This is a genomic window from Aliikangiella litoralis (genome assembly GCF_052495765.1).
The window spans coordinates 5,519,880-5,540,795 of sequence record NZ_CP199292.1 but is presented as its reverse complement, the minus strand read 5'-3'; the positions used below and the strand labels follow the sequence as shown (position 1 = coordinate 5,540,795).

At 36.7% G+C, this 20,916-nt stretch carries 19 protein-coding genes; 8 read left to right on the top strand and 11 right to left on the bottom strand.

Translation table 11 applies throughout. The annotated features are described in order from the left end of the window. Window positions 1-13 precede the first annotated feature (13 nt). The 4 genes from hslV to ACT5E3_RS23190 all read right to left on the bottom strand — a co-directional run bounded on the left by hslV (window position 14) and on the right by ACT5E3_RS23190 (window position 3,301). Window positions 14-556, bottom strand: coding sequence for an ATP-dependent protease subunit HslV (hslV, locus tag ACT5E3_RS23205; protein WP_444995943.1), 543 nt, complete (start codon window positions 554-556; stop codon window positions 14-16). 96 nt (window positions 557-652) lie between these two features. Continuing rightward, window positions 653-1,249 (bottom strand): SPOR domain-containing protein, encoded by a 597-nt coding sequence (locus ACT5E3_RS23200; protein WP_444995942.1) that lies wholly within the window; start codon window positions 1,247-1,249, stop codon window positions 653-655. Between the two features lie 5 nt (window positions 1,250-1,254). Beyond that, window positions 1,255-2,940: an arginine--tRNA ligase gene (argS, locus tag ACT5E3_RS23195; RefSeq protein ID WP_444995941.1), complete on the bottom strand. Its 1,686-nt coding sequence runs from the start codon at window positions 2,938-2,940 to the stop codon at window positions 1,255-1,257. Between the two features lie 118 nt (window positions 2,941-3,058). Continuing rightward, window positions 3,059-3,301, bottom strand: coding sequence for a GrxA family glutaredoxin (locus ACT5E3_RS23190; RefSeq protein ID WP_444995940.1), 243 nt, complete (start codon window positions 3,299-3,301; stop codon window positions 3,059-3,061). Between the two features lie 411 nt (window positions 3,302-3,712). Between ACT5E3_RS23190 and ACT5E3_RS23185 the strand changes: the two genes are divergently transcribed. The 5 genes from ACT5E3_RS23185 to tdh all read left to right on the top strand — a co-directional run bounded on the left by ACT5E3_RS23185 (window position 3,713) and on the right by tdh (window position 12,059). After that, window positions 3,713-8,188, top strand: a complete 4,476-nt coding sequence (locus ACT5E3_RS23185) for an EAL domain-containing protein (RefSeq protein WP_444995939.1) — start codon at window positions 3,713-3,715, stop codon at window positions 8,186-8,188. Window positions 8,189-8,578: 390 nt separating this feature from the next. Next, a complete protein-coding gene (locus tag ACT5E3_RS23180) occupies window positions 8,579-9,058 on the top strand; it encodes a hypothetical protein (protein ID WP_444995938.1) in 480 nt (159 codons plus the stop codon). 178 nt (window positions 9,059-9,236) lie between these two features. Then, complete coding sequence (locus ACT5E3_RS23175) at window positions 9,237-9,620, top strand: YccF domain-containing protein (RefSeq protein ID WP_444995937.1); 384 nt, start codon at window positions 9,237-9,239, stop codon at window positions 9,618-9,620. Between the two features lie 176 nt (window positions 9,621-9,796). Further along, window positions 9,797-10,990, top strand: coding sequence for a glycine C-acetyltransferase (locus ACT5E3_RS23170; RefSeq protein ID WP_444995936.1), 1,194 nt, complete (start codon window positions 9,797-9,799; stop codon window positions 10,988-10,990). Between the two features lie 46 nt (window positions 10,991-11,036). Further along, window positions 11,037-12,059 carry an L-threonine 3-dehydrogenase gene (tdh, locus tag ACT5E3_RS23165; RefSeq protein ID WP_444995935.1) on the top strand — a complete coding sequence of 341 codons (1,023 nt, stop codon included), beginning with the start codon at window positions 11,037-11,039 and terminating at the stop codon, window positions 12,057-12,059. A gap of 75 nt (window positions 12,060-12,134) precedes the next feature. Here the strand turns inward: tdh and ACT5E3_RS23160 are convergent, their stop codons facing one another. Next, complete coding sequence (locus tag ACT5E3_RS23160; protein WP_444995934.1) at window positions 12,135-12,560, bottom strand: flagellar basal body-associated FliL family protein; 426 nt, start codon at window positions 12,558-12,560, stop codon at window positions 12,135-12,137. 217 nt (window positions 12,561-12,777) lie between these two features. Next, window positions 12,778-12,942 (bottom strand): rubredoxin, encoded by a 165-nt coding sequence (locus ACT5E3_RS23155; RefSeq protein WP_444995933.1) that lies wholly within the window; start codon window positions 12,940-12,942, stop codon window positions 12,778-12,780. 144 nt (window positions 12,943-13,086) lie between these two features. On the opposite strand from ACT5E3_RS23155, the gene ACT5E3_RS23150 reads away from it, so the two are divergent. From ACT5E3_RS23150 to ACT5E3_RS23140, 3 genes are read left to right on the top strand one after another with little or no spacing between them, the layout of a single operon-like run. Further along, window positions 13,087-13,578, top strand: coding sequence for a chorismate--pyruvate lyase family protein (locus ACT5E3_RS23150; RefSeq protein ID WP_444995932.1), 492 nt, complete (start codon window positions 13,087-13,089; stop codon window positions 13,576-13,578). Next, window positions 13,568-14,551, top strand: coding sequence for a 4-hydroxybenzoate octaprenyltransferase (gene ubiA, locus ACT5E3_RS23145; protein WP_444995931.1), 984 nt, complete (start codon window positions 13,568-13,570; stop codon window positions 14,549-14,551). The genes ACT5E3_RS23150 and ubiA overlap by 11 nt, the downstream gene beginning before the upstream one ends. A gap of 28 nt (window positions 14,552-14,579) precedes the next feature. Next, a complete protein-coding gene (locus tag ACT5E3_RS23140; protein WP_444995930.1) occupies window positions 14,580-14,954 on the top strand; it encodes a response regulator in 375 nt (124 codons plus the stop codon). 23 nt (window positions 14,955-14,977) lie between these two features. Here the strand turns inward: ACT5E3_RS23140 and ACT5E3_RS23135 are convergent, their stop codons facing one another. The 5 genes from ACT5E3_RS23135 to ACT5E3_RS23115 all read right to left on the bottom strand — a co-directional run bounded on the left by ACT5E3_RS23135 (window position 14,978) and on the right by ACT5E3_RS23115 (window position 20,909). Beyond that, window positions 14,978-16,048: an RDD family protein gene (locus ACT5E3_RS23135; RefSeq protein ID WP_444995929.1), complete on the bottom strand. Its 1,071-nt coding sequence runs from the start codon at window positions 16,046-16,048 to the stop codon at window positions 14,978-14,980. Window positions 16,049-16,324: 276 nt separating this feature from the next. Continuing rightward, complete coding sequence (locus tag ACT5E3_RS23130; RefSeq protein WP_444995928.1) at window positions 16,325-17,704, bottom strand: FAD-dependent oxidoreductase; 1,380 nt, start codon at window positions 17,702-17,704, stop codon at window positions 16,325-16,327. A gap of 15 nt (window positions 17,705-17,719) precedes the next feature. Further along, complete coding sequence (kynU, locus tag ACT5E3_RS23125) at window positions 17,720-19,009, bottom strand: kynureninase (protein ID WP_444995927.1); 1,290 nt, start codon at window positions 19,007-19,009, stop codon at window positions 17,720-17,722. Between the two features lie 54 nt (window positions 19,010-19,063). Then, window positions 19,064-19,891 carry a cyclase family protein gene (locus ACT5E3_RS23120; RefSeq protein ID WP_444995926.1) on the bottom strand — a complete coding sequence of 276 codons (828 nt, stop codon included), beginning with the start codon at window positions 19,889-19,891 and terminating at the stop codon, window positions 19,064-19,066. Beyond that, window positions 19,875-20,909 (bottom strand): amidohydrolase family protein, encoded by a 1,035-nt coding sequence (locus ACT5E3_RS23115; protein ID WP_444995925.1) that lies wholly within the window; start codon window positions 20,907-20,909, stop codon window positions 19,875-19,877. The genes ACT5E3_RS23120 and ACT5E3_RS23115 overlap by 17 nt, the downstream gene beginning before the upstream one ends. Between the last annotated feature and the right edge of the window lie 7 nt (window positions 20,910-20,916).

Here is a 20,916-nt window from a genome sequence, read left to right as displayed (position 1 = left end):
TTAACTTCCAATTCTAGTTGCAATCCAATTCTTCAATTGTATTGTTATGGTTTGTGTAGACGCATATATCGCCTGCAATCTTTAATCCTGATTCTACTATTTCACGTGCACTAAGGTCTGTTTTATCAAGCAAGGCTTTTGCTGCTGCTTGTGCGTAAGGACCACCAGAGCCTATTGCCATTAGGCTATCTTCTGGCTCTATAACGTCGCCATTACCTGTAATAATCAGAGAGTGTTCTTTATCTGCGACAACCAACAAGGCTTCTAAACGTCGTAACATTTTATCTGTACGCCAATCTTTAGCCATTTCAACCGCAGCTCGCATGAGTTTGCCTTGATACTTATCGAGTTTTTCTTCAAAGCGTTCAAACAGAGTAAAAGCATCTGCTGTACCACCTGCAAACCCTGCAATTACTTTGCCTTGAAAAAGCGTTCTTACTTTACGTGCGTTGCCTTTCATGATGGTATTGCCAAGCGATACCTGTCCATCACCACCAATAACTACTTTTCCGTGACGACGTATCGAAAGAATAGTCGTTCCGCGATATTGTTCCAATGATCTACTCCAAATTGAGTGTATTAATTAAGCTATCGTAGCAATGTGGGTCCAAAAATAGATTTTTCAAGGTAATTGGTGATAATTGCCATTATGCTAATTTGATTTTAGATGAGGTAAAAGCACACAGTCATGAATTCCATTGTCTTGTAGCCTATGGCGTATTCTTTCAGCAGCACGTTTACTATTAAAAGGACCTAACTGTACTCGATACCAGGTTTCTCCCTTGCTTTTGATATCCTTGAGGTCTGATTTACTACCGACCATGGCAATACGGGCTTTTAGCTCTTCTGCTCTAGCTTTTTCTCTGAATGAGCCACAGGGCATTGTGTAAAAGTATTTTTTATAGTTGTCAGGTAGCTTAAGATCTTCTTTTGGGATGACCACTTTTTTATTGGTTAAATCCCGATGAACATCATAGAAAGGGACCTCATCATCTGATTTAGGTTGAGATTTTTTAGAAGAACGACTACTCGTATTTTTCTGAGAAGAGGTTGTACTTTTAGTTTGTGCACTAGTTTGTACTGGTTGAGGTTTAAACCACTTTAAGTAAATTAAACCACCAGCTAAAGCAATAGATAAAAACACTGTCAATAGCCATAGGCTGAGTGGAACAGACGCTTTCTTTTTACTTCTGCTGGCCCCTCGCTTCTTTTGCGCTGGTTTCTTTTTCTTGGCGTAATCTCTTGGCATTTGGGTTACATTTTTTCCGGGGCACTAACGCCTAGCAAATCTAAACCATTAACTAATACTTGTTTTACCGCAGTGATTAAGCACAATCGCGCATTTCTTTGATTTGTATCTTCTACGATAAATTTTTCTGCGTTGTAGTAACTATGAAAGTCGTTAGCTAATTCACGCAAGTAATGTGCAAGCATATGAGTTTCTAATGCGTTTGCTGCTGATTTGATCAGCGCTGGGTATTTAGATACACGATCAGTGAGAGCTTTTTCAAACTCGTTATTCAGTTTGTCTAGGTTCTTTAAGCCCTCTACTTGGTTAAATGCTAGGTTTTGTTCACCTAGCTGCCTAAACACTGAGCATATTCTGGCATGTGCGTATTGAATATAAAACACTGGGTTTTCATTGGTTTGAGAAGCTGCAAGCTCAAGATCAAACGTCATTTGTGATTCTGCACGCCTCGCCGCTAAGAAGTATCGAGTCGCGTCTCGCCCCACTTCATCAATGATGTCTCTTAAAGTAACATAGCTGCCAGCACGTTTTGAGATTTTAACTTCTTCCTCACCACGCATAACAGTAACCATTTGGTGTAAAATTACTTCAGGCCAACCTTTGGGAATACCAATATCAAGCGCTTGTAAACCTGCTCTTACTCGATTGACAGTACTATGATGATCTGCGCCAAATTCGTTAACAACGCGACTAAAACCACGATTCCATTTGTTTACGTGATAGGCTACATCTGGTAAAAAGTAGGTATATCCACCATCTGATTTGCGCATAACACGATCTTTATCGTCACCATAATCAGTCGTTTTTAACCAAAGAGCATCGTCTTTTTCATAGGTATGTCCGGCTGAAATAAGACTGTTAACTGTTTTCTCAATATCGCCATTTTCGTATAAAGATGACTCAAGAAAATAAACATCAAAATCGACATCAAACGCTTTTAAATCAAGATCTTGTTCTCTTCTTAAATAAGCGACTGCGAAATCTCTAATGGCAGTTAAATCTTCAGGATCGCCCTTAGCAGTAACATGTTTATCAACTGAATCCACTGTTTTTTGTGCTAGGTAGTCAGTTGCAACATCTTTGATGTAATTGCCTTTATACCAATCGTCTTGCCAGGCTGCTGAATCCGGATCAATATTTTTACAGCGGGCTTGTACCGATAAAGCTAAATTATTAATTTGCTGGCCAGCATCGTTGTAGTAAAACTCTTTAGTGACTTTCCAGCCGGTTGCATCCAGTAGTCGAGATAAACAATCTCCTACCACAGCACCTCGCCCGTGACCTATATGTAGTGGGCCTGTTGGGTTCGCTGATACAAACTCTACCTGAACCGCTTTACCTTGGCCGACATTTTCACGCCCAAAGTGTTCTTTTTGTTCTAGAATGGTTGCAATTATTTGAGTCGATGCCGCCTGACTTAAGAAAAAGTTGATAAATCCTGGGCCCGCAATTTCTAGTTTATCAATTTCTTCTTGAGCACCGAGTAAATTAATAATCATTTGAGCGACTTCGCGCGGAGGTTTTTGAGCTGGTTTAGCAAGCATTAATGCAGCATTAGTTGCAAAGTCACCATGAGACTTTTCTTTGGTATGTGTTACTTGCGCTTTAGCGGTAACAGAGTCAGGAAGTACACCTTGCTCTTTGAGTTTAGCTATAGCTTCATCAAGCCATGCTTCAACTACTGCTTTCATTTGCTAGATACCTTAAATTTCAAATGGTTACAGAATAAAGTTAATTTAAATTCTTTTTTCTGAGTATAAAGGGACTATTATCCTAAAAAAGCAGTAGTTTGGCTACGCCTATTAAAGATTATTCCTTTAAAGTCGCAACATAGGCCTGTAAATCATCAAATCCACCAATGTGAGTTTCGCCATGAAACACTTGTGGGACTGTATCTACTGGTTTGCCAATTGTTTTGGCGAGATCTTCTTTGCTGATATTTTCTTCCCAAATATCAACATACTTATATTCAAAATTGTTTATTTCACATAACTGTTTGGCTCGGGTGCAAAAACCACATCCTGGTCGACCAAAGATGGTAAATTTTTTCATGATGGCTCCTAAATTAAACTCATTGTTAAGACATACAAAGAGGTTAGTTTGTTACTAACGCCTTTATTTATGCTGGATGGTGCTATTGTGAGTGATGCTAATATATTAGTCTAATTCAATCAAACTATGTTTTTGATAGTTTTTATGTTGGTTAAAAGTACCAAAAACAGGTTTTTCAGTTTACAACTTAATATGCTTTTGAGATATTGACTTTAATCAACTGACTTGTAAGCAAAATTTGGTTATATTGCGTTATAATTATGTCTTATTCTTTTAATCAAAGTACCTGTTTTCCGCTATTTTATGCTTAATTCTAGCTTTGTAAAATTCTTTGTGTTACTCGTCTCGCTAATTTTATTTGCGGGATATGCTTCTGTTTTAAGGGCTGAGTCGTTATTTCAGTTTCATAACTTGACAAAAAAGAATGGGTTAGCATCTAGTGTTGTTTTTGATGTTGTTGAAGATAATGACGGTTTTATGTGGTTTGCAACTGAAGACGGGCTTCAAAAGTATGATGGCGTTGAATTAATAACATATAGATATAGCCGTCTAAACGAGTTTTCCTTATCAAATAACGGCGTGAGTACATTATTGATAGATAAGCAAGGTGTTTTATGGGTTGGAACCGAAAATGGCTTAAATATTTATGATCGAGAACTTGATCGTTTTATTTTGTTTTCAACCACATCAGATAAAAATAATAGCATTAACTCAAACAATATTCGTTCATTGTACCAGACAAGTGATGGAATGATCTGGGTTGGTACGGCCAAAGGCTTAAATTCGATAGATCCTACCACAAAGAAGGTCAAGTCATACTCACATCACAAAGTAAGAGCTATTTATGAAGATGATCATAAACAGTTATGGATTGGGACCTTAAGAGGGGGCTTATATCTTTTTGATAGAACTAACGGAAGGTTTAATCCTATCAATCAAATATTAGAAGTAGATACTCAGAATTTAAGCGAAAAAAACTTTAACAACGTTAGTGTTGTTGATATTTTCCAAGATTCCTATGGAAGGATATTTGTTGCTACCTGGGGAGAGGGAGTGTTTGTACTTGATAGGGATATTAGAAAACTAATCAAGTTTGAAGCGAATCTACCTAATAATCATGTCAGAAGTATCCATCAAGATAAATTAGGGCAGCTATGGTTTGGTACAAGACGGGGGATATTAGTTGTTGAACCAACTCAAATGTTAGAAAAGCTGATTTTGGCTGATTATAGAAATGAAAAGTCGCTGATCAAAGATAATATTTCTTCTATATACCAAGGAAAAGATAAGACTATTTGGATTGGTACATATGGTGGGGGAGTAAGTCGATATTTTTCGAATAGTAAAAATTTTGAAACCTATGGTATGCATCCTGTTCCTTCTGAAGGATTGGAAGACTCTAGTGTTTCTTCTCTTTTTGAAAATAAAGATGGTGATATTTGGGTTGGAAGTGATTCGGGAAAACTATCTTTATTTAATCCTAGAACTAAAAAGTTTCAATATTTTCCTTTGATTTTTGACAATAGAGCAATAACAGTAACGATTCAAGCAATCTATCAGGATAGCTCAGAAACTTTATTGTTAGGAACTTATCAGGGGCTTTTTAGGTTCAATTTTAAATTAAATAAACTGGTTAAATACAATTCTTCAAATAATAAATTTTTATCTGGTAGCCCAGCAATAGTATTTATCGTTTCTGACTCTAATGACAATATTTGGATTGGTGTTGATGGTAAAGGGGTTGGTGTTTTCCAAAGCGGCAAAAAACAAGGTCTTATTCAGGTTGGAAAATTAGCCAATTCTCTTTATCCAAGAACCTTGGTTCACAAGGATAATGGTACTGGGTTAATTGCATATAAAGCTGGAAATATTCATAGAGTTAAATATAGTGATAACTCAAATGGAAAAATAGACATTGTTGCAAAAGAAATCCCTAATACCAATGATTTTGAAGTGAATGATTTAGCTTATGATTGGATTGGGCGAATATGGGTTGCAACTTGGTCTAAAGGGGTAAAAATAATTGATAGTGACGGAAAAATAGAAACGATCGACGAATCAAATGGTTTGGCCAACAATGGTATATACTCTGTTATTCCAGATAGAACGTCTAAGAAAATTTGGGTTTCTAGTAACTTGGGATTAGCTGTTATTAATCCTGAAGATTTTACTATGACGAATTATACTGCTTCTGATGGTTTACAGGGAAATGAGTTTAATATGCCAGGCATTCAGTCAGCTAACGGTTTTCTTTATTTTGGAGGCGTGAATGGCTTAAATAGATTTTACCCAAGTATTGAGAAGAAGGAGCTATATATAAGAAATCCTGTTTTGTTAAATTTTTATATTGCTAATAAAGAAGTTAAAATTTCTAAAGATGGGGTATTGCCTAAATCGTTATCAGATATAAATTCAATAAGTCTGAAGCATAATCAAGCTCCGTTTTCTATCAAATTTACAAGTCCTCAATTTGTTAAAAGTGATATGTTATTATACCGCTATCGGTTAAGAGGACATCGTGATGACTGGATTAGCACAGCTTCTGATAATAGAGTTGCTACATACACTAATATAGGTGCTGGGGATTACAGGTTTGAGCTACAAGTTGGCACAGCTAGTGGTGGGTGGAATGAAAAGGCTCGAGTGATTAATATATTAATCAATCCACCTTGGTGGGCAACGTCTTTGGCTTACTTTGTATATACACTATTTATTTTTACGGCTTTAAGTTTGGCTGGATATTTTATATATCGTCGCAGAAAAAAAGAAAAACAAACTCAAATGGCTATTCAAGAAAATGAAGAACGTCTCAAACTCAGTTTATGGGGAAGTGGCTATGAGTTTTGGGATTGGAATCTAGAAAATAGTGAAATTTCTCGTTCAAATGAATTCAAAAAAATTCAAATAGATTGCAATAAATTATCGAAGAATTTATACCAACTAGCCAGCTATATTCATCCGGCTGATTTAGGTATGGTAAGAAATAAGCTCCTAACTCACATTGCTGGTAATAGTAAACATTTTGATATGTGTTATCGAATTGTTGATGTAGACAGTGGTTGGCGTTGGATTCAAGATCGAGGTAAAGTGGTTGCCGTTGATAGTGAAGGTAATGCGTTACGTATGTCAGGTACACAAAGAGATATAACTGATATTAAACAAAAAGATGAACAATTTGAAATGCTCGGACAAGCTTTCAAAAGTACTTCTGATGGTGTTTGGATTAGAGATAACGAGTGGCGTTTAATTGAGTGTAATCCTGCATTTGAACGTATTACAGGTTTTCCTTTAAGTGAGAAAAAAGGTGAGACATTATGGTTTCCTGAAACCCAAGAGCAGTCAGAGAACTTGATCCGAAGAATTCATACCAGCATTGAAGATAAAGGTAGTTGGCAAGGTGAAGCTTGGGCTGAACGAAAAAATAATGATCCTTTCCCGCAAAAACTTAGTATTGATACTTTACATGATGAAAATGGTAATGTTCGTTATTATGTTGGTGTCTTTTCTGATATTACATTCCATAAACGAACGGAAGAGGAGTTCCGTAAGTTAGCTAACTATGATTCGTTAACAGGCTTGCCGAATAGAGCTTGCTTATATGATCGACTTAACCAAACAATTGAAAAAACAAAACGTGATAATGGACGTTTTGCTTTATTCTTAGTTGATATCGACAATTTTAAACGAATTAATGATTCGTTAGGTCATAGTGTTGGTGACATTCTGATCAGGCAAGTGGCTTCTCGTTTAGTTAACTGTAATAAAGAAGGCGATACTGTTGCAAGAATCGGTGGTGATGAGTTTGTTATTGTTGTTGAAAATGTTAAATCTTCAGCGTCAGTTGCCACTTTTTCTGAATTATTATTAAAAGAATTAAACCAGCCTATTTTTGTTAAAGGTCAACAATTAAAACTTAACTTTTCAATCGGCATGACTTTAGCGCCAGACGATGCAATTGTTGCAGAACGTTTAATTCGTAACGCAGATACTGCAATGTATGAAGCGAAAAAAGCCGTAGATAATTCTTATCGTTTTTACTCGATAGAATTTAATGAAAGAGCACGGAAACGTTTAGAGTTAGAAAATGCTTTACGCAAAGCGATTGAAGATGAAACCATTGAATTATTCTATCAGCCTAAAGTTGACTTAAATACGGGACTTGTTGATGGAATTGAAGCATTAGCTAGATGGACACATAAAGAATTTGGCTTTATTAGTCCTTCCGATTTTATTCCGTTGGCAGAAGAGACCGGATTAATTGTTCCTTTAGGACATAACTTGTTGAGGCAAGCTGCACGCCAAACTAAACAGTGGGTTGAGCAAGGTTTAATGAGAGGACGCACTAGTGTTAATTTATCGGCGAATCAATTTTGGAATCGAAATTTAGCGTCAGAAATTAGTCAAATTCTTAAAGAAGAAGGCTTAGATAATAAATATATTGAACTAGAAATTACGGAAAGCGCTTGTATGCAAGATATGGGCGAAACTAAAGCTCAAATCAAAATCTTAAAAAGTTTAGGTTTTAGTTTAGCACTAGATGATTTTGGTACGGGTTATTCTTCGTTATCGCAATTAAAATCATTACCGTTTGACACCTTAAAAGTTGATAAAAGTTTTGTTGATAACATTGAAACCGATGCACAAGATGCAAAAGTAGTTAAAGCCATTATTGATATCGCTAAAACGATGGAAATGAAAGTGGTTATCGAAGGTGTTGAGTCTAAAACACAATGCGAGTATTTATGGAAGAATCGTGCTTACTATGTTCAAGGTTTTTATTTTAGTCGTCCTGTTAGAAGTGCGCTTGTGCCTGATATGTTTAAACGACAATGGCATAGACAAGAATATCTTGGTAATATTTCTGGAAATGTTACACCGCTAGGCTAGAACACTTTTTCTAAATGGTTAAAAATCACCTCATTCTATCTTATCGCATAGCAAAAAAATCCTTTCTTTTGTTTTTTATTTTTTCAATTTATGGTACGGATATTGCGTTATTTTATAATAGTTAAGCTTGTTACAAAATTTTGACGTTTTATATTTAAAAATCATTGGAGTACAGGTATTTGTATTTTATTTAAATAATTTTTTTACGAGGTAATAAAAATTATTTAATGAGATAGAGCAATTACAAAAGCGAGTATTTGATCACATAATAATTTGACAAATACTCGGAAATACTTTAACAAAATACTATTATTGGTACAAAGAGTAGTCTTTATACTTTTGATTGTTACTCTCTTTTTACAACATACTAAAAAAAATAGGTGGTTAAAAATGATTAAACTTATCGTATCGGCATTTATAATAGCTATTGCATCAGTGTCTGTTTGGCTTTCAGATGTTGATAAAGTATGCAGCTATACTTTAGATATAGAAAGTATAGCTATTCAAGAGAAAAAATCTACGAGTAGAAATATTGTCAGAAGAGTTGATCCAGTTGAAAAAACAATGACTGATGGTTTAGCCAGAAGAGTCGATCCAGTTGGAAAAACAATGACTGATGGTTTAGCCAGAAGAGTTGATCCAGTTGAAAAAACAATGACTGATGGTTTAGCCAGAAGAGTTGATCCGAGCTATATTATCAAAGTAATTGCTCGATTAGGTAATGGTGATAAACCTTCATCAGTAATGGCACGCTTAGGTAATGGTGACAAGCCTTCTTCAATAATCGCTCGTCTAGGTAACGGTGACAAACCCTCTTCAGTAATCGCTAGTTTAGGTAATGGCGACAAACCTTCAAAAATTATTGCTTAGCATCGATCCGTGTTTTTATTGTTAAATTCGCTAAATAGTTTGTTTGTAGACCTAAATTTTTGAACTTGCCAATTTGCTATTAACCCCTTTTAAACTAACTCTTTGAATTTTATACAGTTATATCTTGGTGTAGATCTTGTATAGCCTTACATAGTTTTTATTTCTACAAGGCGCAACTATGTCAATTATTTTTAATATTCTCTGGATTATTCTGGGTGGTTTTTTCGTTTTTTGTGGTTATGTATTAGGTGGATTAGCACTTTGTATGACGATTATTGGGATTCCTTGGGGAATTCAATGCTTCAAATTAGCTATTCTTGCTCTGTTTCCATTTGGTTCTGATGTTTCTAGTCGTTGGCCAGAAAGTTACCCCACTAGTGGGCTCAATATTATTATGAATATTATCTGGTTAATTTTTGGAGGAATATGGATCGTATTAAATCATTTGGTTTGGGGAGTGATGTTGTGCCTCACTATTATTGGTATTCCTTTTGGTATTCAACATTTTAAATTGATGAAATTAGGTTTTACGCCATTTGGTCGTCATATTGTTGATTATTAATGAAATCGTTGTTTATTATCCAAGTTGCCAGCAGCTCATAGCGAATACTAAGAAAATATACCGAATGATAAGTTAATCATTTTGCTAAACCTGTTGGCTTTCTATTTTAATCAGGTAAAATCGCTCAAATAAACGGTCTAAATGATCTCCCTTTTTAATTTCTAGAGCGCACATTTATGAGCAAGTCATTTCTTAATAACCTACAACAACAAATTAACGAGTTACATGAAACCGGTTTATACAAAGACGAAAGAGTTATTGACTCTCAACAACAAGCAGATATTCATGTCACTACTGGTGATGATGTTATTAACTTTTGTGCCAATAACTATTTAGGATTAGCCAATCACCCAGAACTGATTAAAGCGGGGCAAGATGCGTTAGATAAATGGGGTTATGGTTTGGCATCAGTTAGGTTCATTTGCGGCACTCAGGCCGTCCACAAAGAACTAGAGCAACGTATTAGTCAGTTCCTTGGTATGGAAGATACAATTCTTTATTCATCTTGCTTTGATGCCAACGGTGGTTTGTTTGAAACTATTTTAACTGCCGAAGATGCGATTATTTCAGATTCCCTTAATCACGCTTCAATTATTGATGGTGTAAGGCTGTCTAAAGCAAAGCGTTTCCGTTACGCGAATAACAATATGACAGATCTTGAAACACAGTTAATTGCCGCCAATGAAGCTGGTGCGAGATATAAACTAATCGCGACCGATGGTGTTTTCTCAATGGATGGCTATTTAGCCAACCTTTCTGCAATTTGTGATCTTGCTGATAAATATGATGCCATGGTTATGGTTGATGATTCTCATGCTGTCGGTTTTATTGGTGAAAATGGAAAAGGGACTCATGAACACTGTGATGTGATTGATCGAATCGACATTATTACTGGTACTTTAGGTAAAGCGCTTGGCGGTGCGTCTGGCGGTTACACATCGGGTAAAAAAGAAATTATAGAGTGGCTGCGTCAACGTTCACGTCCTTATTTATTTTCTAATACACTAGCACCGGTTATTGCTGCGGCTACAATTAAAGTATTAGATTTACTAGAAAGTGGAAGCGAGTTACGAGAAAAACTGAAAAGCAATGCAGCTTATTTTAGAAAAAAAATGTCTGCACTAGGGTTTAAGTTATTGCCTGGAGAACACCCTATTATTCCGGTTATGCTTGGCGATGCAGCGCTGGCGAAAAAGTTTGCTGATGAAATGTTAGCTGAAGGAATTTACGTGGTTGGCTTTTCTTTTCCTGTTGTGCCCAAAGGTCAAGCTAGAATTCGTACGCAAATGTCGGCGGCTCATGATTTCAGCCACATTGATAAAGCTGTTAAAGCTTTTGAAAAAGTCGGTCGAAAGTTAGAGGTTATCTAAAATTCAAGCGTCAAAAAAATGACACTTTGGTTCTGAGAGAAATGAAATGAAGACGTTAACTAAAAGTTTTCCCAAGGAAGGCATTTGGATGGAACAGGCTGATATGCCTGTCGTTGGACACAATGATGTTTTAATTCGGGTTAAACAAACGGCTATTTGTGGCACTGATATCCATATATATAATTGGGATGATTGGTCGCAAAAAACAATACCTGTACCAATGATAGTTGGCCATGAGTTTGTTGGTGTTATTGAAGAAATTGGTCAGGAAGTTCAAGGTTTTAATATTGGTGATCGGGTATCGGGAGAAGGCCATATTACTTGTGGTTATTGCAGGAATTGTCGGGCCGGGAGAAGGCATTTATGTCGCAATACTTATGGCGTTGGAGTTGATAGACCTGGCGCATTTGCTGAATATTTAGTTATTCCTGCGGTCAATGCATTTAAATTGCCTGCTGATATTTCTGACGACATGGCCTCTATTTTTGATCCTTTTGGTAATGCTGTGCATACTGCACTTTCTTTTGATTTAGTCGGTGAAGATGTATTAATTACTGGTGCTGGTCCAATAGGAATTATGGCTGCGGCTGTATGTCGCCATGTTGGTGCCAGACATGTTGTGATCACTGATGTTAATGATTACAGACTTGATTTGGCTAAAAAGCTAGGGGCAACTCGTGTCGTTAATGTAGCCAATGAAGATTTGAAAGATGTAATGAATGAGCTAGGTATGACTGAAGGGTTTGATGTTGGTCTTGAAATGTCTGGTGTACCCTCAGCGGTGCAATCAATGTTTGCAACGATGAATAATGGCGGAAAAGTTGCAATGTTGGGTATTCCGCCAGCGGATATGGCAGTCGATTGGAATCAGGTGATTTTTAAAGGGCTTCAAATAAAAGGGGTTTATGGGCGTGAAATGTTCGAAACCTGGTATAAAATGGTCTCTCTGTTGCAGTCAGGTTTAGATATTTCTGATATTGTTACGCATCGATTTAAGGTTGATGACTTTCAATCCGGTTTTGATATTATGCGCTCAGGACAGTCTGGAAAAGTGATTCTTGAGTGGTAGTGAACAAATAATTGGACCGTCAATATTTTGGCGGATTAATTATGATTAATTTTAAGGATAGATGTTCTAACTAGCCTACTGAAAAACATATTGAGTAAAAAGTAAGTTTTCAACAATACTAATTCCTAGTTCTTGTTTTAATACTTCATCAACTTTACTTTTTGCTTCTTGTCTAAGGTTTTCCCTTTGTTTTAAGTCTTGAATGGTTTCCTTGCTTTGACGGTTGAAAAAATCAATCAATGTGTCTTGTACTAATGGTAAATTAGTTTCGACTAGGTCGTAATTGTCTTGACCGCGAACGACTATTTGGATTTGAACTACAATATAGCCAAACTTCTTACTAGTACTTTGATAAAAGGTCAGTATGTTGGGGTCAATCTGAAAGTACATCAAAGGTTGTTTGCTTTCATCACTCTTTCCTTCTGCTTGTTCTTCGGCACCAGCATAAAAAGTATTGAATAATAAGAGAAAAATGATTAACAAATAGCTTTTTTTATACATATTGGAAATGATTTATTTATCTTTGGTTAAGCAAAAGTATAGATCAATATTGTATAATCGCTTAGCTTTTTACAGGCATATGAATGTTAAAAGAGATGTTAAAATGAAGTTTCTAATGAGTGGGAAACTTCATCGATATTAAATTTCGGCCGTATTATAAGACTTTGGCGTTTGAGCTTTTTCAATATCTTAATTTTAAAAAGCAATAGTCGCTTGCTTAAATTTCAACCATCTCAAAGTCTTCTTTGCCTACACCACAATCAGGACATAGCCAGTCTTCGGGGACATCATCCCATTTAGTTCCAGGAGCAATGCCATCTTCAGGCCATCCTTTCTCTTCATCATAAATCCAGCCACAAACGATACATTCCCACTTTTTCATCGATTTCTCTTTTTTCAATAATTTAATTAAGGCGCATTTATAAAGATTTTTATCTAAAACCGCAAGTTACCTGTAAAAATTATCATAAAGCAGGGGCATTTTGATATAATCGTTGCCAATTAGGTTAATTTAATCGAGCCGCTATTGAATTCAAAGATATTTGCACTACTTTGTGAGCGAGGCAGCCTGACAGGGCGTTTTAAACAGGTAATGGGAGTGACCCCTCGCTTAACGAGGCTTAGACAAGGAAGGCAGTTTGTATTAGCAAACGAAAGATGGATTTTAGGTATTAAGCCTCGAAACATGGCATTAGTGCGAGAAATAAAAATGGGTAAGGGTGAGCAGCAGTGGTTGTTTGCAAGAACGGTTGTGCCAATGCAGACGCTATCAGGCTCTGCTCGTAGAATTGCAATGTTAAACGATACGCCTATTGGTAAGATACTGTTCGGAAGAAATGGAGCTGTACGTAAAAGTATGTCACTAGAATTAACAGACAATATCCCACCATCCATATTTGAGTTAGGAATTGAAGTTAATCATCCTCTATGGAGGAGACGTTCAATATTTGAGTTTTCCACAGGCCCTTTAATGGTGAGTGAAATCTTTTTACCGGACTGTCCAATATATGCCAGCTAAGAAACGATCTTCTGAAATTACATTTTGGCGAACACTCCTTGAAATGCTAGGAGAGTGGTGGGCTATATTGTATAAATTTCAGAGAATTGTCGCTAAAAAAATCGAGTTAACAGCGGAACAGAAGTATCGCCTTCGTCAATATAGTTTATTGATGAGAGTGGATAAACCAATAGGTATACTCTTGCTATTATGGCCAACATTGTGGGCGTTATGGTTGGCATCAGATGGCACTCCGCCTATTTCTCTTATAATTATTTTTAGCCTTGGGGTCTTTCTGACACGGTCTGCAGGTTGTGTCATTAATGATTATGCTGATCGTAATTTTGATGGTTTAGTTGAGCGCACAAAAGAACGACCTTTAGTTAATCAGAATATCCCTGAAAAAGAGGCTTTGTTGCTATTTTTAGTCTTAGCACTATTGGCATTTGGTCTGGTGCTTATGCTGAATTGGTTATCGGTTGTTTTATCGATAATTGCTATTGTTATTGCAACCGCTTATCCATTTATGAAGCGGGTTACTTATTTTCCGCAAGTTGTCTTGGGTGCTGCATTCTCAATGTCAATTCCTATGGCATTTGCGGCAACCAATAATGATATTCCGCATAGTGCGTGGTTACTTTATGTGGCTAATTTATTATGGGTGTTGGCATATGACACACTTTACGGAATGGTTGATAAAAAAGATGATCTAAAAGCTGGAATCAAATCTACTGCAATTTTGTTTGGTGAGGCGGATTTACAAATTGTCGCTATTATCCAAGGTTTTTTTCTTTTCGGAATGTTATTAGTTGGCAGTAAATTTGAAATGAGTTTTTGGTACTATATTGGACTAGTGTGCTCTTCATTATTAATTGCGTGGCAAATATATTCCTGTAAAGATAGAGAAAGGGGACATTGTTTTTCTGCGTTTCTTAATAATAATTGGGTTGGTGTTTGCATCTTTTGTGGCATTTTGCTTTCTAAGAGCGTGTAATAGTTTATCTAGATAAGGTTTTGATACTATGTCTACATGTATACTGGTAGTAGAAGATGATTTTGCTAATCAGCGAGTGGCTAGTTTGTTCTTAAAAAAATTGGGGCATGACGTCGATATTGCTGAAAATGGTAGCCAAGCTCTAGAGCTAGCACTTAAAAATGAATATTGCTTGATATTTATGGATTGTCAGATGCCTGTTATGGACGGATTTGAGGCCGCACGTCAAATTCGTGCGAGTAAAGGGGCAAGTCAAGAAGTGCCAATTATAGCGCTAACTGCGAATGTTGTTTGTGGAATTGAGGCCGATTGTAAAGAGGCTGGGATGAATGATATTTTAAATAAACCGGTTCAATTGGGCAAAATGAAAGAAATGCTTGAGCGTTGGCTCAAGCAATCCTGACTTTGAGTGAATATAAAGCACTGTTAGTTTGAGCGACATGCTTTAGGTAAATAGGCTGCCTTCATGGCACTTCCATCACAATGCCACTGATATTCTCCCGTATTGGTTAACTCTGGGGTTAAACGTATAGAAGAACTGCTGATAACTTGTGGCTTAGTAAAATTAATTGCAAGTACCCCATTTTTTTCAAGTTGAATATAATAACTTTCAGTTTGCATATTCGCACTTGATAAATTGGCTTGTTCAAAGTTCGCAGGCCAGTAACCTGTTTCAGAAGCATATTCAATAATAGCGGGTTTAGACTCTGAGGCGGTAAAGTAAGCATCATTAACTTGGGCTCTAATGGTATAGTCTTGATACGCTGGAATAGCAATTGCTGCTAATATCCCTCCAATTGGGATAATTAGTATTAGACAGACAATAGCAATTATTCCACCTATACTCATACCAGGAGGGGGGGATTGGTTTACTGTATAAATTTGTTGTGGGCCAAAATGTTTATTTACAACCACGGTGCTTGCGATCATGTCATGAAGTGCTTGCTTTCGGCCTGTAAAAGCTGCCATTAAATATCCAATTAACATTGTAAACTGACTAACAACTCCAGCTAATTGTCGCCCTGCTGCATGCCCGAAAGTTAATTGATTCCCTTGAATGTCTGTCACTTTAATTCCTAATAGGCGTTTGCCTAGTGTGGCTTGTGCAGAAGAACTTTCTTGTATAGCGTAATAGAGCCACCATAGCAGATATACCCCAAAGTAAATTAGCGCGGCTGAAGAAAATAATGCAGCAGGATTATTGATCATTGACTGGCTATTATTGGTATCACCAAAAAATGAACCAAATAAAACTGCAGCCAAAACACCAATGATTATATAGATAATAATGACGTCAACTATATAGGCAATAAAGCGCTTCCAAAAACCAGCATAAATAAAACCAGATACCATTGGTGGTGCTTGATGACTAGATGGTGGTTGATAAGGCGAGTGCTGTTCAGCGAGTGATGCTCCACAATTTAAACAGAACCTAGCACCAACTTGGTTATCTGTACGACACGAAGGGCAAGAAAAGCCTGATGATTGATTTGACATGGTCGAGTCTTATTTGATTGGTTTACATGAAAATTAAGACTAATTTTATTCAGTGTCAAGTTTTGAAGAAAATAAATGTTATTTATTAGTAGGTTAGCAGGTCAAAAATGTAATAGGTGTTCTGTCTGCGTATGAAAGCTTGAGTGAAGACTGAGTGATTAATGAGATTTACTTTAATTGATAAATCCGTTAGTTAACTCAGCCTATTAGAGACTACACTAAATTTTATTCGATTGATTATTGTCTTTTGCAGTCAGGTTTTAATATTAGTATTGATTAATTTGGATTTAACTGGACTCGCGATAACTTTTGTTTTATTAACTTCTCTGCAATAGAATAATTAATATCATCTAATGCGCGTGCTGAGTCTGTTAATTGCATTAAAATTTCTTCTTGAATGCTTCCTCTTGATTTCGCTTCTGCATAAGGTAGTCGATGAAACATGACCATTGAGTATCGTGGACAAAAGTAGTCAGGAAAACGATTTTCTAATTCAAATGCAAGCGCATTTCTTAATAAGAATTTTTCATCTCTAACAGAGTCACGCATGGTGATATAATTTTCAATTGCCATATCAGCTATGGCATCACCATTAATTTTTCTGTTTTTTTCAACTTCAGAAAATATCGTTTGCCAGTCGTTAGGATATTTATCTATGGTTTCTACTAAGTTGAGAGCATCTTCAAAACCACAATTCATTCCTTGACCATGAAAAGGAACGACTGCGTGGGCTGCATCTCCCAAGATTAAAGCTTTATCTTGGTAGTGCCAAGGTGAACACTTTATTGTAGCAAGTTTTCCGGTTGGATTATTAAAGAAGTCTTGGCTCAAGTCAGGAATTAAAGGCACAACATTAGAAAAATAACGCTTAAAAAAATCTTTTACTTTCTCTGGGGTATCAAAATTCTCAAAACTGATTTCACCCTGATTGGGCATAAATAATGTAACTGTAAAAGAGGCATCTTCATTGGGAAGTGCTATCAACATATATCCGCCTCTTGGCCAGATATGTAAAGCATTTTTATCAATTAAAAATTCGCCATTTTTTCCTGGAGGGATCCTCAACTCTTTATAACTATGACCAAGGGGTATAATGTCATGTTGACTAGAATTTACTTGATGGATCGCGTCTCTAACCGCTGAAGTGCTACCGTCAGTGCCTATAATATGTTCGAATGTTACTTGCCGTGATTCGTTAGATAGTTCATCGGTGAGAGTCATGGTTTTATCGATAAAATTGACGGATTCACATTTTTGGTTGAAATGAATATTAACAAGTCCGGTTTCTTCCGCTGCATCCATACATATTTTATTCAACTGTCCTCGAGATACTGAATAAATAACTTCTTCGACTTTTTGACCGTAACTCTGAAAATTTTGTTTTCCTTCTAAGTCATGCACCATACGTCCTTTCATTGCAGTTAATATAGGAGTGACTTTTTCCATTAAACCGGCTTGTTGTAAAGGATAAATTCCGCGGTTGGCTAGTGCTAAATTAATTGAACGACCCGCACTGATTGTGTTTTTACGCATATCAGGGCGTCGCTCATAAACCTCTACCTGATAACCTCGCTTGGCTAGCAACACGGCTAATAATGAACCGACAAGTCCAGCACCAATAATACTAATTGTTTCACTTTGACTGGTATTTTTCATGCTATTTCCTGATATTTACTTAAGTGCATTTTTTAGAATTTGAACGAAGCGATAGACATCTTCAAAAGAGTTATATAGCGGTACTGGAGCTACACGAATAACATTGGGGTGACGCCAATCTCCAGTGACACCTTGGGTTTCTATGAAATCAAAAACTTCTTTTCCTATGATTTCTTTGCCTGTTTCGTTTTGTTTGATCGCTAATGAAAGTTGACAGCCTGAAAGTTCTTTTTCATGTGGAGTTAAAATTGCTACTTGATGAGAAAGTTCTGCATTTAATAAAAAACGCATAAATCCAGTTAACAGAATAGACTTACTTCTTAATACCTTTATTCCTCCTGCTTTTTTTATCGTATCTAGCGAGCCACGAATTGCTGCTAAAGAAAGCACTGGTGGATTAGAGAGTTGCCAGGCTTCAGCTGAATGTATCGGCTTAAATTGATTTTCCATTTTAAATCGAGATTTTTTGTCGTGTCCCCACCAACCTGCAAAGCGTGGTATGGTTTCATCTTGATGATGGTTTTCATGGATAAAACACCCTGCAATCGATCCCGGACCTGAGTTCAAATATTTGTAAGTGCACCAGCAAGCAAAATCTACTTGCCAGTTGTGCAATTCTAATAAAATATTACCGGCTGCATGCGCAAGATCAAAACCAATTTTACAGCCTTTTTGATGGCCTAATTGAGTGATAGACTGCATATCAAATACCTGACCTGTATAATATTGGACTCCAGGTAACATGATCAGTGCGATTGATTCGCCTTGCTCTTCAATTAATTGATGTATATCTTCATGTCGAATGATTTCTTCACCATCTCTCGGTTTTATCAATAACATTGAATCCTCGGGATTAAAACCATGGAACTTAATTTGTGATTCAACTGCATAATGATCTGAAGGAAATGCATGCTCTTCAATTAAAATTTTATAACGGCTAGCTGTGGGGCGGTAAAAGCTAACCATCATAAAATGTAAGTTAGCAGTAAGGGTATTCATTGCAACAACTTCATTACTGTTTGCTCCAACTAACTCGGCAAAACCATCTGTTAAAAACTCATGGTAAGGCATCCAGGGGAAATCACCACTGAAGTGACCTTTAACCCCTAAGGTTGCCCATTGAGTGAGTTCGCGCTGAACATATTCTGTTGCTAGCTTAGGTTGTAGACCAAGTGAATTACCACACAGGTAAATTTCATTATCGCCATTAGGCATTTGTGGGATCGCGAATTCATGGCGGATTGATGCTATTGGATCTTCTTGATCCATTTTTGTTGCAAACGCTAAGCTATTTTCAAAATTCATGCTGTTCTCTTTGTAAATAAAAATTGTTGGATAAATAAATTTCTTATTACTAAGTTATTCATCGCTCTTTTTTAGTGGGTATAAAACAGGCCGGGAAGGGACCGCATCTGTTTCAATTTCTGGAATTTGTAAGTTACATAAATAAAAACCATCTTTAATTTCATTTTTGACAAAAACCATTTCCGTAATTGTTTTGTGAACTAATGAATACTGATCGAGTTGATGGCTTTTTTGTTTAATCTGCCAGAATATGTGATGGTTGCTTAACATACCCTCGTCATACATTTTATCGACAGAAGGAAAGTCAACTAATAAATGTTTTACTTGCCGTTCAACCAGATAATTCATCGCATCATTCGTTAAATAAGTTGGGTAATTAGTCTTACTGTAAATACAGGTTGTTTTGTTGGATTCATTAGGGAGAGTTCTAATGACTAAGCCTGCAATTTGTTCGTTTTTATAGTCTGATAAAAGCTTCTTTAACATACTCTGGGTAATCACATTGTTTTCTGAGGAAAATTCTGGAAGATATTGCTCATTAACATTATCGGCTATTTGTGGTTCGACAGTAATCAACACGCAAGGAAATAGTGAGTCTTCAATTGCTCGAAAGACTGGAAATGATTGATCAACGATATGTGACACAGACTCAGTATGAGTACCATTACAATGAGGAATAATTGATAGTTGTTTAACATTGCAGCTACCACCTCGAGTTGTATCACCAATAAACCCATCACCTTCTAAGGTTTTACTGGTACAAGCAGGAGCGCCAAAGTGACTAGGTTGTTGTCCATTTGGCAAAAGTGTGATGGCAATACTTTTTTGATTATCTAAATCTGCCAGATAGGTTTGATTGTCTATTTCAATATTCAGTTTCATGACGTTTCTTGGTAAACCTTGATGCATCTAACCCTAACCACTCCAGTGCAGTACCGTGTAATAATCTGGCGCGAGTAGCTTCATCTTTTATACTATGATTAATTAATTGGCCTGGTTCTAATTCGCCGAGAGGGAATGGATAATCTGTGCCCAAAGCTAAACGTTCTGCTCCCATTAGTTCAATTAAGTATTTCAGCATTGATTTATCATGGACCAAAGTGTCTAAATAAATTTTATCAAGATATTCTCGAGGATTAATTGGGTTGTCGACTGCAACCAGGTCTGGGCGAACATTGAAGCCATGTTCTATTCGACCAATAGTAGAAGGAAATGAACCACCACCGTGGGCAAAAGCGACTTTCAATCTTGGTAGTTTTTCAAAAATGCCGCCAAATATCATTGAGCAAATAGCTAGCGATGTTTCGGCAGGCATTCCAACGAGCCAAGGTAGCCAATAGTCTTTCATTTGTTCTTTTCCCATCATATCCCAAGGGTGAACAAAAATAGCTGCGTTTAATTCTTGGGCTGCAGCAAAAACATCGAATAGTTCTGGCGCATTTAAATTCCATTCATTGATGTGAGAACCAATTTGTACACCTGAGAGACCAAGTTCATTAACGCAACGTTCAAGCTCTTTAATAGCTAGCTCGGGAGATTGCAGCGGAATAGTGCCTAGTCCAGCAAATCGATGAGGATATTGTTGGCAAATTCCAGCAATGTGATCGTTGAGTAATTGAGAAATATCAAGCGCGTCAATGGGTTTAGCCCAATAACTGAACATGACTGGGACAGTAGACAGAACTTGAACGTCAACATGGTGTTGAGTGCATTCTTGCATTCGGATTTTTGGGTCCCAACAGTTCGATTCAATTTCTCTGAAAAAGTGTGAATCTTTCATCATTCGCGCGCACCCGCAGCGATGATGGTCAAGATGAACCCAGCCTCCATAGCCGTATTTCTTTTTTAGGTCGGGCCATTTCTCAGGTAAAATGTGAGTATGAATATCAATGGTTAACATGTTGTTC

Excerpts from the sequence above, each read along its gene's own strand:
- argS (WP_444995941.1), bottom strand. The coding sequence starts at position 2,940 with ATGAAAGCAGTAGTTGAAGCATGGCTTGATGAAGCTATAGCTAAACTC.
- ACT5E3_RS23180 (WP_444995938.1), top strand. The coding sequence starts at position 8,579 with ATGATTAAACTTATCGTATCGGCATTTATAATAGCTATTGCATCAGTG.
- ACT5E3_RS23130 (WP_444995928.1), bottom strand. The coding sequence starts at position 17,704 with ATGAAAAATACCAGTCAAAGTGAAACAATTAGTATTATTGGTGCTGGA.
- ACT5E3_RS23120 (WP_444995926.1), bottom strand. The coding sequence starts at position 19,891 with ATGAAACTGAATATTGAAATAGACAATCAAACCTATCTGGCAGATTTA.
- kynU (WP_444995927.1), bottom strand. The coding sequence starts at position 19,009 with ATGAATTTTGAAAATAGCTTAGCGTTTGCAACAAAAATGGATCAAGAA.
- ACT5E3_RS23155 (WP_444995933.1), bottom strand. The coding sequence starts at position 12,942 with ATGAAAAAGTGGGAATGTATCGTTTGTGGCTGGATTTATGATGAAGAG.
- tdh (WP_444995935.1), top strand. The coding sequence starts at position 11,037 with ATGAAGACGTTAACTAAAAGTTTTCCCAAGGAAGGCATTTGGATGGAA.
- ACT5E3_RS23115 (WP_444995925.1), bottom strand. The coding sequence starts at position 20,909 with ATGTTAACCATTGATATTCATACTCACATTTTACCTGAGAAATGGCCC.
- ACT5E3_RS23175 (WP_444995937.1), top strand. The coding sequence starts at position 9,237 with ATGTCAATTATTTTTAATATTCTCTGGATTATTCTGGGTGGTTTTTTC.
- ACT5E3_RS23170 (WP_444995936.1), top strand. The coding sequence starts at position 9,797 with ATGAGCAAGTCATTTCTTAATAACCTACAACAACAAATTAACGAGTTA.
- ACT5E3_RS23160 (WP_444995934.1), bottom strand. The coding sequence starts at position 12,560 with ATGTATAAAAAAAGCTATTTGTTAATCATTTTTCTCTTATTATTCAAT.
- ACT5E3_RS23190 (WP_444995940.1), bottom strand. The coding sequence starts at position 3,301 with ATGAAAAAATTTACCATCTTTGGTCGACCAGGATGTGGTTTTTGCACC.
- ACT5E3_RS23140 (WP_444995930.1), top strand. The coding sequence starts at position 14,580 with ATGTCTACATGTATACTGGTAGTAGAAGATGATTTTGCTAATCAGCGA.
- ACT5E3_RS23200 (WP_444995942.1), bottom strand. The coding sequence starts at position 1,249 with ATGCCAAGAGATTACGCCAAGAAAAAGAAACCAGCGCAAAAGAAGCGA.
- ACT5E3_RS23135 (WP_444995929.1), bottom strand. The coding sequence starts at position 16,048 with ATGTCAAATCAATCATCAGGCTTTTCTTGCCCTTCGTGTCGTACAGAT.
- ubiA (WP_444995931.1), top strand. The coding sequence starts at position 13,568 with ATGCCAGCTAAGAAACGATCTTCTGAAATTACATTTTGGCGAACACTC.